Below are 11,826 nucleotides of genomic sequence, written 5' to 3'. Positions count from 1 at the left end.
ACAAGGAAAGCTTAGTCTGGAAGATCCTTTAAGTAAACACTTTCCTGGAATTTCCGGATTATGCAGACCGGATCACCATCCGGCAACTGATGAATCATACCAGTGGAATTCGAGATTATTTACAGATCTCCTATTTGAGAGAGGATGAGCGAGGCGATTTCTATACCGACCAGGAGATCATGCGGTGGCTGGTCAACCAGACCGATCTGAATTTTGAGCCGGGAAGCGAATTCACGTATAGCAACTCCGGTTACTGGCTATTGGGGCAATTGGTGAACAAGGTTTCCGGGAAGAATATGGCCCAATTTGCACAAGCAGAGATCTTTGAGCCCTTGGGGATGACCGCTACCCACTTTCACAATGATCACCAGGCCATCGTCAAAAATCGAGCTTCGGGCTATGCCCCAACAACGGATGGTGGCTACCAGATCAGTATGACTACCTTAGACATGATAGGAGATGGCGGCATCTTTACCAGTATTGAGGACATCCTAAAATGGGACAATGAATACTATGAACGGAAGTTGCTGAATGATGCCTTCTGGAAAGAGATGACCACCACAGGCAAGCTCAGCAACGGAGAAGATACCGAATATGGCGGCGGTCTGTTCATGGAAGAATACAAAGGACTTAGAACGATAAGTCACGGTGGTGCTTTTGTGGGATTCCGGGCCGAACTTCTGCGCTTTCCCGATCAAAAGGTCTCTGTTGCCATATTTGCCAACCGAGGCGACGCCAACCCGTCTACTATGGCACAAGAGATTGCCGATATTATATTGAAAGACCAATTCAAAGACCTTCCGAGCGAAGCTGTGGCGGAGGTAGAAAACCCGCCCATGGATGAGGCGGAGATGGAACTGGACCAGTTGGTTGGCACCTACGAGGTAGAGCCTGGTGTGGAAGTGGTCTTCAGTATTTCCAACGATTCCCTACACGCCAAGCAAAAATGGAACGGATCCGAATACAACCTCTATCGGGAAACTGGTAATCGATTTAAAATGAAGGGGCAGGACGGTCTTAGTTTTACGTTTACGGATCTGAAAGACGGGCTGGCCCAAGAGTTGACTGTGATGCAAGGTAATCGGCCTACTCAAGTAAAGCGGAAAGAAGAAAAAGACCTCAGCGGTGTCAATCCAAATGACTATATAGGAACGTACTTCAGTCCGGAGTTGGAGGTGAATTACATCTTCGAATTGAAAGACGGACAGTTGGTCGCCCGTGTAGGGAATGGAGAGGAACACAATTGTACGTTAAGTGATGTTGACATCTATACAGGACGAATGGGGACCTATCGCTTTCAACGCACTATCGGGCAAGTGAGTGGAATGGAATTGGATTCGGGCCGGGTGATCAATGTCAAATTTGAGAAGAAGTAAACCATTCATCTTACTATGAACAAGGGCGTTCTTAAACGAAACTGTTGTGGCTTATGCAGATCAATTACAGAATTAACTGAAACTGAAATTATATGAACTTTAAAGAATTTCAAAAAGATATGCGAATTGCCTATTTAGGTGGAGGAACAGGAATTCTAGCTTCAGGTTTAATCTGGCTAATTTCGGGTTTGTCTGGTATGTATCTAACCCGAGAAACCAGTATTTTGATCTTCTTTATAGGTGGAATGCTAATTTTTCCTTTGGGAGTAATTTCTGCAAAGCTCTTGAATAGAAGTGGAAAACACCAAAATAATAATCCTCTCGCAAAGTTGGCCATCGAAAGTACCGCAATATTGTTTATTGGTCTCTTCATAGCCTATTCAGTTTTCCTGACACAAAAACTGTGGTTTTTCCCAATTATGCTGATGATAATTGGCGTAAGATATTTTGTATTTCAATCCATTTACGGAATGAAGCTCTATTGGATTTTGGGACTTTTTTTAACAATAGCCGGGATGTACTGTTTGATTTCAAACCAACCTTTTCATATTGGTGGGATCACAGGTGGAATCATTGAGCTATTTTTTGGAGTCCTCGTTATTGTAAATGAAAGAAAAACAAATGAAACTTGAACTCGAATAGCACAAGGCACAACACTATGCATAGTTCATTACAGCTCAATTCCTCAGAGGAAATCAGCTGTAATTTGCCAGCTTATGTTCACCGTGAAATATCACTGCGCATGATTGCTTAAAGAAACATAAACGAACACGTTTGCAAAAATCTATTCATGAATTATAACACACAGAAAAATGAAACTATTTAGTCACATTTTAATTGGAACACTGGTTTTAGGAACGTTGATCTCCTGCAATTCTACCGAGAAAAAAGACTCAAATCAGTCAACTAATGACGAGCCAACGGCAATAATTGTAACTCAGGAAAACTTCCCTACCGCTTACAGCAATTTGCGTATGGGTATGATCGTAGAGAGAGCAGGTGGAGTAAACAAATTTATCGAAATGCCTACTCCGAGCAGTAATCCGGACGAACAGTTGGTGGTCAGAATGAACAGGGATACTTATTATTCTTCTGCAGTTATTGATGTATCAGAAGATGCTTTTATAACTATACCAGAGACAGAGCGTTACGTCAGTATTCAGATTGTTGATGAAAATCACGAAACACAACCTATGATCTATGGACCGGGAAAGCATAAGATCACAGCAAAAACGGATCATGCTTTTGTTATAGTCAGGGCCCTCGAAGACAATGCCCGAAAAAATCTCCCTATAGAAGCTGTAAGTAACAATCCCTTCGTTATGAAGGAATGGGATCTGGATAGCTTTAAAAAATTAGAAGCCGAAGGAAATGCAGTATTTGTGAAGGGTTATGACCAATCAAAAGCTTTTGGAAATAAAGAAAGCGGACAAACAACTTATATGAACTATATAGGTGCTGCCGGTGGTTGGGGTGGTGCCATGGTGGTCGATAATATTTATCAAACTTCCGGTTTCATGGATACCGAGGGGTGCTATGAAATGACTTTTCTCGATCCGCAAAACAAATACTTTTGGTCTGTAACGGTGTATAACGCCAATGGCTATATGTTCAATGATGTGGCTAATATTTCTAGCGAAATGGATCCTGTGATCAACGAGGATGGGACTATTACCGTACGATTTGGTTGTGACGATATGCCCAACAATATTCCCATCAGAGAAGGAAATACTACAGGATCCATTTCGCTAGAAATATTAGCCACATCATTGAAACATATAGCCATTGGCGTTATACACCGTTACAGACCAAAAGTATTTGTTTTGCGGATCGAGAAAAGTCATTTCATAGCACCCCTCGGTATCCATGAAACCGGAAGTTTGATAAATATTATCGACCACCATGGCACCACCCCAACCACCGGCAGCACCTATATAGTTCATATAAGTTGTTTGTCCGCTTTCTTTATTTCCAAAAGCTTTTGATTGGTCATAACCCTTCACAAATACTGCATTTCCTTCGGCTTCTAATTTTTTAAAGCTATCCAGATCCCATTCCTTCATAACGAAGGGATTGTTACTTACAGCTTCTATAGGGAGATTTTTTCGGGCATTGTCTTCGAGGGCCCTGACTATAACAAAAGCATGATCCGTTTTTGCTGTGATCTTATGCTTTCCCGGTCCATAGATCATAGGTTGTGTTTCGTGATTTTCATCAACAATCTGAATACTGACGTAACGCTCTGTCTCTGGTATAGTTATAAAAGCATCTTCTGATACATCAATAACTGCAGAAGAATAATAAGTATCCCTGTTCATTCTGACCACCAACTGTTCGTCCGGATTACTGCTCGGAGTAGGCATTTCGATAAATTTGTTTACTCCACCTGCTCTCTCTACGATCATACCCATACGCAAATTGCTGTAAGCGGTAGGGAAGTTTTCCTGAGTTACAATTATTGCCGTTGGCTCGTCATTAGTTGACTGATTTGAGTCTTTTTTCTCGGTAGAATTGCAGGAGATCAACGTTCCTAAAACCAGTGTTCCAATTAAAATGTGACTAAATAGTTTCATTTTTCTGTGTGTTATAATTCATGAATAGATTTTTGCAAACGTGTTCGTTTATGTTTCTTTAAGCAATCATGCGCAGTGATATTTCACGGTGAACATAAGCTGGCAAATTACAGCTGATTTCCTCTGAGGAATTGAGCTGTAATGAACTATGCATAGTGTTGTGCCTTGTGCTATTCGAGTTCAAGTTTCATTTGTTTTTCTTTCATTTACAATAACGAGGACTCCAAAAATAGCTCAATGATTCCACCTGTGATCCCACCAATATGAAAAGGTTGGTTTGAAATCAAACAGTACATCCCGGCTATTGTTAAAAAAAGTCCCAAAATCCAATAGAGCTTCATTCCGTAAATGGATTGAAATACAAAATATCTTACGCCAATTATCATCAGCATAATTGGGAAAAACCACAGTTTTTGTGTCAGGAAAACTGAATAGGCTATGAAGAGACCAATAAACAATATTGCGGTACTTTCGATGGCCAACTTTGCGAGAGGATTATTATTTTGGTGTTTTCCACTTCTATTCAAGAGCTTTGCAGAAATTACTCCCAAAGGAAAAATTAGCATTCCACCTATAAAGAAGATCAAAATACTGGTTTCTCGGGTTAGATACATACCAGACAAACCCGAAATTAGCCAGATTAAACCTGAAGCTAGAATTCCTGTTCCTCCACCTAAATAGGCAATTCGCATATCTTTTTGAAATTCTTTAAAGTTCATATAATTTCAGTTTCAGTTAATTCTGTAATTGATCTGCATAAGCCACAACAGTTTCGTTTAAGAACGCCCTTGTTCATAGTAAGATGAATGGTTTACTTCTTCTCAAATTTGACATTGATCACCCGGCCCGAATCCAATTCCATTCCACTCACTTGCCCGATAGTGCGTTGAAAGCGATAGGTCCCCATTCGTCCTGTATAGATGTCAACATCACTTAACGTACAATTGTGTTCCTCTCCATTCCCTACACGGGCGACCAACTGTCCGTCTTTCAATTCGAAGATGTAATTCACCTCCAACTCCGGACTGAAGTACGTTCCTATATAGTCATTTGGATTGACACCGCTGAGGTCTTTTTCTTCTTTCCGCTTTACTTGAGTAGGCCGATTACCTTGCATCACAGTCAACTCTTGGGCCAGCCCGTCTTTCAGATCCGTAAACGTAAAACTAAGACCGTCCTGCCCCTTCATTTTAAATCGATTACCAGTTTCCCGATAGAGGTTGTATTCGGATCCGTTCCATTTTTGCTTGGCGTGTAGGGAATCGTTGGAAATACTGAAGACCACTTCCACACCAGGCTCTACCTCGTAGGTGCCAACCAACTGGTCCAGTTCCATCTCCGCCTCATCCATGGGCGGGTTTTCTACCTCCGCCACAGCTTCGCTCGGAAGGTCTTTGAATTGGTCTTTCAATATAATATCGGCAATCTCTTGTGCCATAGTAGACGGGTTGGCGTCGCCTCGGTTGGCAAATATGGCAACAGAGACCTTTTGATCGGGAAAGCGCAGAAGTTCGGCCCGGAATCCCACAAAAGCACCACCGTGACTTATCGTTCTAAGTCCTTTGTATTCTTCCATGAACAGACCGCCGCCATATTCGGTATCTTCTCCGTTGCTGAGCTTGCCTGTGGTGGTCATCTCTTTCCAGAAGGCATCATTCAGCAACTTCCGTTCATAGTATTCATTGTCCCATTTTAGGATGTCCTCAATACTGGTAAAGATGCCGCCATCTCCTATCATGTCTAAGGTAGTCATACTGATCTGGTAGCCACCATCCGTTGTTGGGGCATAGCCCGAAGCTCGATTTTTGACGATGGCCTGGTGATCATTGTGAAAGTGGGTAGCGGTCATCCCCAAGGGCTCAAAGATCTCTGCTTGTGCAAATTGGGCCATATTCTTCCCGGAAACCTTGTTCACCAATTGCCCCAATAGCCAGTAACCGGAGTTGCTATACGTGAATTCGCTTCCCGGCTCAAAATTCAGATCGGTCTGGTTGACCAGCCACCGCATGATCTCCTGGTCGGTATAGAAATCGTCCTCGCTCATCCCTCTCAAATAGGAGATCTGTAAATAATCTCGAATTCCACTGGTATGATTCATCAGTTGCCGGATGGTGATCCGGTCTGCATAATCCGGAAATTCAGGAAAGTGTTTACTTAAAGGATCTTCCAGACTAAGCTTTCCTTGTTGCGCGAGCAACACTACACAGGCGGCAGTGAATTGCTTGGAGGTCGAACCAATTCGAAACACAGATTGGGTGTCATTGGGAATGTCGTATTCCATGTTAGCCAGTCCGTATCCCTTACCATAGACCAATTGTCCATCTTTAAAAACGCCCAATGAAGCTCCGGGGGACTGCGGGCTGATCAATGTGGTAAATACTTCGTCAATGGCTTTTGCTTCAGCAATTTGCCCAGAGCAAGGGATTGAAAGGACAATCAATCCCAAGGCTAGTAGAAGTGTTTTCATAGGGTTGGTGAAAATGGTTAGTTCGCTAGTTAGCATCTCAAAGGTGGTGACAAAAGATAAATTTAGGTAAACCATTTGCCTTTACCAATGAAAACAAGGGTATTGGTCAAATAAACAAGATGCAGGATTAGGAGAGAAACCTGGTTTTTTCAATGCTTTCAATGAAGATCTGACTGGGCTTTTCGCTTAAGAAACTGGAATAATCTGTTGCAAACCAGTTCTCAAAATAGAAATGATGGGTGTAGTCTTTACCATCGATAATTTTCTACCCTCTAAGCAGCCCCCTTTTCAGAAATAAAATCTTGTTCGTTGGTTTATCGGGATGAAATATTAATTGATTCCTACTTACTTCTTTTTCAGTTGCAACCTTAATCAAGAGATCATAACTCTCATCTGAAAATTCTAAGAGCGACTGAATTATTTCTTTCATTTTTCTTGGAGAAGATTTTGTTTTAATTGATCTCGGCTTTTATGGCTTGCCTCCCGACAGCTGTCGGCACTTGCAAGTGTATTGCGTTTAACTTAAACGTCTTTACAAGTTAAAGATTTATCGCCTTATTCTTATGCGACTTCCTGTAACCCGCAAAATCTTGTATGCGTTGTTACTGCAAGTATTTGTTACACAGGCTTTGGCCTTTTGGAAACAATCATTCGATTCAGTCTCAAAGGATCATTTTTCCCTCATGATACCTTAATTACCAAACCTGGTCAGTCTACTTGGGAAAGTGATTGGGAGAGGAATTGTGATGGAGCGCCTAAACAGCCTAGTGTTTGCAGAAAATAAACAGAATTCCACTTATCTAAGCAGAAGACAGTTTTATCGAAAGATACGTGCTATTGGGCTAATTGTTTTCAAAAAGCCTTGTAGCCTCTTTAACTTCAGTTAAGAACAAATATGGGTTAAATCTGTTGAAAATCACAATTTCTAAAATTAGTGACCTATGAAATATTTTTATCACAACAAGTTCACTTGCTCCCTAATATCGGTATTATTTACGTTTATAACTGCAGGTGCAATTGCTCAAAAAGAGAAACCAAATGTTGTTATCATGCTTGCTGACAACATGGGTTATGGTGATTTAGGGGTTTATGGAGGTGGTGAAATACGGGGAATGCCAACTCCAAATGTTGATCAAATTGCCAAGGAAGGCTTCCAGTTAACACAGTTTTTTGTAGAGCCAGGGTGTACTCCAAGTCGTGCAGCGCTAATGACAGGGAGGTATTCCACTAGGTCGGGATTAAATAGCATTATCGTGGCTGGTACTCCAAGTACCCTACAGGATAGTGAATTGACCATGGCTGAGATGTTTAAATCTAAAGGATATGCCACTGGTATGGTGGGTAAATGGCATTTAGGTCAAGAAACGCAAAGCCTCCCTACCAATCAAGGGTTTGATGAATACCATGTAGGTATACTCGAAACAACGGATGGCACACTTTACCCAGAGACAATGAGAAGGTCCAGACTTCCTGAGGAGTTTATACAAAACGCACAGCCCTACATATGGGAGTCTCAAGAAGGAACAAACGAATTAAAAAAGGTGCGGGCTTACGATTTAGAATACCGCAGGCAAATCGAAAAGGACATTGCCGATGCTTCTGTAAAGTATATAGAAAAACAAGCCAAATCAAAAACACCATTTTTTTTATATGTGGGTTGGTCTCATGTACATTACCCCGGGCTTTCGCATCCGGATTTTGTGGGTAAATCGAGTTCAGGTCCATACGGTGATATGGTAATGGAACTGGACTACAGGACCGGTCAAGTTATGAATGCTATTAAAGATGCAGGTATTGAAAACAATACGATTGTCATATGGCTTTCTGACAATGGACCTGTACAAGCGCAAGGAACAAATGGGGACTTTATGGGTAGTTCTGCTGGGCCTTGGCGAGGTGAAATTGGGGATGCGCTTGAAGGATCTCTCAGGGTTCCTGGAATAATTAAATGGCCAAATAAAATTAAACCGTCTGTGAGTAATGGCATGGTATCTATTCATGATTTTATGCCTTCACTTGCTGCTGTTATTGGTGCAGATATGCCTCAAGATAGAGCTATTGACGGGGTAAATCAAATGGGGTTGTTTATGGGTCAAAATAAATCAGCTAGGGAAAGTTTAATCACTTTCATTGATGGTGAAGTGGCTGCAGTACGTTGGAAACACTGGAGAATCTACCCCAGACAGTTCACAAACTCTGACGGTACACCAAGCCAATATGGGATTGGGGCCTATCGTGTGGACGGTGTGGGTTACCCTGCAATTTATAACATAAAACAAGATCCTCGGGAGCAATGGAATCAAGTGGGCTTTGTAGCCTGGGTCATTGCTCCATATTTGAAAACCGTGTCTGAATATTATAAAACGCTCCAGCAATATCCGAACCCCAAACCATTGTCTATGACCAGGTTTGGAAATCGAAATTGAGTTGCACTGTGACAACTAGATCAAACGGGAAATCCTATGATACTTTTTAGACATCATAAGCGATGAATTCTTACAGTATAAATACGTGTTTGCTGGCTATAAGATGCCTAGTAATACTTACTGTATTTTTAAATCTTTCCAGTACAGTGGCGCAGCAAGCCTCTGCTTTTCAGGCTGGTCATTATTATCCGGGCCTTATCAATACAAGAGACATGGCCCAACCGCCTTCTTCTGGCTTGTTTATTTTGTGGTATAACTTTTATGCTTCCAGTTCGGCATACTTTGACCAAAATGGTAACAAATTCGATGGCATTAGTTTAAGCGATCTCAATCCTGTCTTACCTGATATAAATGCATCAACTAAATTAAATGGATTTGGTAGTGCACCCGTAATTGCTTGGGCCTCTCCTAAAATAAAACTGCTTGGAGATGCCCGCTACATTGTTGGAATAGCTCCTAATTATGTAAGTGCAGATGTGTCCCTTTTAACAGAGGGGCCAGGAAACGTTTTGGGTGTGCCTTTAAGTAATGAAAGTACGGCAAAAGTTTCAGGGTTTGGGGATTTTATTTTTATTCCTTTTGGATTGAGTTGGGGCGGTCAAAAAATGGATGTCACAACGGCATATACCATTTATGCCCCAACAGGTAGATACACGACCGGAGCATCGGATAATATAGGTTTAGGGTATTGGACCCATCAAATGCAGGGCTTCGGATATTACTATCCAATTGAAGATAAATCTAGTACCATCATGTTAGGCCTAACCTATGAGGCCAATTCAAAAATTAAGGATAGTGATGTGCGTCCTGGATCTCGTTTTACTTTGGAGTATGGTTTAAGTCAATTTTTATCCGAAAAACTGGAAGTGGGTATTGCAGGGGCTCACAACTGGCAAGTAACCGAAGATACAGGTGAAGATGTGTTTTGGAATACCGCTAATTTTGATCGTAAAAGCTCATTGTTTTTTAATGTAGGATACTGGCCTATTGCACAGCGATTAAATATAAATTTCAAATATGGTTTTGATTATGGATTGCGCCAGCGGTTTAAGAATAACATGGTTGTGCTAAACCTTCTTTTTAATCCTAACCTTCTGGTTTCCAAAAATTAATGTGATGGGAGGTGCGTGTTGTGATGCTAAAATTATTTGAAACGAAAATGCGGCTAAGTTTACTTCTGCTAGCCTTCCCATTTATGATCTGTCATGGTCAAAATATTGAAATGATAGATAGTTTAAGCACTTCTATTATTCAAAATGTATACATGGAAAGTCCTGATGAGGTGAGTTCAGATAGCTCCCAGGCTAAAAAGAAGTCGTCATTAAAGGCATATCCTTATGTGTTTTACACCCCGGAGTCCAAATTAGCTTTTGGAGCTGGTGGTATTTATATTTTTTACACAGGGCAATCTCAAAACTTAAAACCTTCAAAAATAGGTTTTGGCGGATACTATTCTACCAATAAACAATACAAGATTAGTATGAATAATGTCTACTATTTCCTTGAGAATAAGCTGTATTTCGAATTGCCTTTAAGTTATGGCTACTTTATAAATAAATTTTGGGGAATTGGAAATGATGTTCCGGATAGCGACACTACTAATTACGCCCAGCAAACCTTTTCGGCCACCCTAACAATTCAGGTGCCACCTGAATTATTTTCTGCAGATAGAACAGGTATTATTGTGGATTATGATAATACAACTATAAGAGATAGGATGGGGAATCCACAGTTAGAAGATCCTTCAGTAATCGGGGCCAACGGTGGCCAATTGATTGGTCTAGGAACGGATTTATTATGGGACAAGAGAGACCATCTCTTCTACCCCACAGAAGGTAACTATCAATATTTTAGAGCGATCGTTTACCCCGAGTGGAGTGATTTTGTTTTTGCACAGTTTCAGCTAGATGCTCGTGTCTATTATAAAACCAATAAGAGAGGTGTTTTGGCAGGGAATTTTTATTTAGAATCTGTGGTTGGTGATGCCCCGTTTTACAAGTTGCCCTCTATTGGAGGTGTACAGATGCGAGGCTATTTTTATGGCCGCTACAGGGATAATTTCTTTTCAATGATTCAGCTAGAGCATCGGCAATTCTTTGCCGAGCGATGGGGGTTTGTGGTTTTTGGAACATTAGGGAACGTGGCAGAAGATATTTTAAAGTTTGATTTTTCTAACTTGAAATACAGTCTTGGCACAGGGCTTAGATTTAAATTTAATAAGGAGGAGAGTGTTAATCTAAGGGCTGATTTGGGGATTGGTATTGATGGAAGTACTGGGATCTATTTTGGTATTGAAGAAGCTTTCTAGAAGGCTGGGAGGTATGGTGTTTAGTGGATAGCTAGGTAATTTTAACTATAAGTAAATGTTAATCAGCTATTTAATATATGTGAAGTACATTATACATGATTTAAAACTTAAAAAATGATCAGATGAAAAAGCGAAGTATTTATTTAGTGTTGGCCCTTTGGGTTGTTTGTGCCTCAAGGCTAATGGCTCAGGCTGATTCTGCTGAAACAGCCTCTAGTGATTTGGCAAACAAAATTCAAAATCCCATAGCCAGTCTCATCAGTATTCCTTTTCAAAATAACCTAGACTTTAATGTAGGCCCTTTTGACAGAAACCGTAATACATTGAATATTCAACCAGTAGTACCTTTTTCGCTCGGTGAAAAATACAATCTTATCACAAGAACAATTATTCCCATTTCATCACTACCTGTTGGTATGGATGATCGTTCTACTGGCATCGGGGATATCAATTTAAGTCTGTTTCTAACCTCAGCTAAGCCCAAGAAATTAATCACCGGTTATGGTGTAGCCATAGGCATACCTACTGGGAAGACAGGCATAGGCCTAGAAAAGTGGACCGCTGGGCCATCATTCATTGCGCTCACCCAACAAAATGGCTGGACCATTGGTGCTTTAGTACAAAACACATGGGATTTTGCAGGCTCTGATGATGTAGTGTCTGATGTGAATTTTTT

Annotated in this window: 8 protein-coding genes and 2 pseudogenes; 7 read left to right on the top strand and 3 right to left on the bottom strand. The window is 41.0% G+C overall.

What is annotated here, in order from left to right; translation table 11 throughout:
• Nucleotides 1-44 precede the first annotated feature (44 nt).
• From BST85_RS14215 to BST85_RS14400, 3 genes and pseudogenes are all read left to right on the top strand, one after another.
• On the top strand, nucleotides 45-1,376 hold the full coding sequence (locus tag BST85_RS14215) for a serine hydrolase domain-containing protein (RefSeq protein ID WP_104814031.1): 1,332 nt from the start codon (nucleotides 45-47) through the stop codon (nucleotides 1,374-1,376).
• Between the two features lie 92 nt (nucleotides 1,377-1,468).
• A complete protein-coding gene (locus BST85_RS14210) occupies nucleotides 1,469-2,008 on the top strand; it encodes a DUF7010 family protein (protein ID WP_104813686.1) in 540 nt (179 codons plus the stop codon).
• Nucleotides 2,009-2,188: 180 nt separating this feature from the next.
• Nucleotides 2,189-3,064: pseudogene (locus tag BST85_RS14400) on the top strand (DUF1254 domain-containing protein); the annotation flags it as partial.
• 78 nt (nucleotides 3,065-3,142) lie between these two features.
• On the opposite strand, the gene BST85_RS14755 reads toward BST85_RS14400, so the two are convergent.
• From BST85_RS14755 to BST85_RS14190, 3 genes are all read right to left on the bottom strand, one after another.
• Complete coding sequence (locus BST85_RS14755; RefSeq protein WP_342750442.1) at nucleotides 3,143-3,949, bottom strand: DUF1254 domain-containing protein; 807 nt, start codon at nucleotides 3,947-3,949, stop codon at nucleotides 3,143-3,145.
• 206 nt (nucleotides 3,950-4,155) lie between these two features.
• Nucleotides 4,156-4,668: a DUF7010 family protein gene (locus BST85_RS14195; protein WP_104814030.1), complete on the bottom strand. Its 513-nt coding sequence runs from the start codon at nucleotides 4,666-4,668 to the stop codon at nucleotides 4,156-4,158.
• 92 nt (nucleotides 4,669-4,760) lie between these two features.
• A complete protein-coding gene (locus tag BST85_RS14190; RefSeq protein WP_181040026.1) occupies nucleotides 4,761-6,416 on the bottom strand; it encodes a serine hydrolase domain-containing protein in 1,656 nt (551 codons plus the stop codon).
• Nucleotides 6,417-7,357: 941 nt separating this feature from the next.
• Here BST85_RS14190 and BST85_RS14185 point away from each other — a divergent pair.
• The 4 genes and pseudogenes from BST85_RS14185 to BST85_RS14170 all read left to right on the top strand — a co-directional run.
• The gene (locus BST85_RS14185) at nucleotides 7,358-8,842 is read left to right on the top strand and encodes an arylsulfatase (RefSeq protein ID WP_104813688.1); all 1,485 of its coding nucleotides are present in this window, start codon (nucleotides 7,358-7,360) and stop codon (nucleotides 8,840-8,842) included.
• A gap of 146 nt (nucleotides 8,843-8,988) precedes the next feature.
• Nucleotides 8,989-9,954: a SphA family protein gene (locus BST85_RS14180; protein ID WP_245917701.1), complete on the top strand. Its 966-nt coding sequence runs from the start codon at nucleotides 8,989-8,991 to the stop codon at nucleotides 9,952-9,954.
• A 110-nt stretch (nucleotides 9,955-10,064) separates the two neighbouring features.
• Nucleotides 10,065-11,150, top strand: a complete 1,086-nt coding sequence (locus tag BST85_RS14175; protein WP_181040049.1) for a BamA/TamA family outer membrane protein — start codon at nucleotides 10,065-10,067, stop codon at nucleotides 11,148-11,150.
• A gap of 122 nt (nucleotides 11,151-11,272) precedes the next feature.
• Nucleotides 11,273-11,826 (top strand): annotated as a pseudogene (locus BST85_RS14170) (transporter); the annotation flags it as partial.

This window comes from Aureitalea marina (genome assembly GCF_002943755.1).
Classification (GTDB): domain Bacteria; phylum Bacteroidota; class Bacteroidia; order Flavobacteriales; family Flavobacteriaceae; genus Aureitalea; species Aureitalea marina.
Note: the sequence above shows the minus strand (reverse complement) of the source record. Positions and strands in the feature narration are given on the sequence as shown.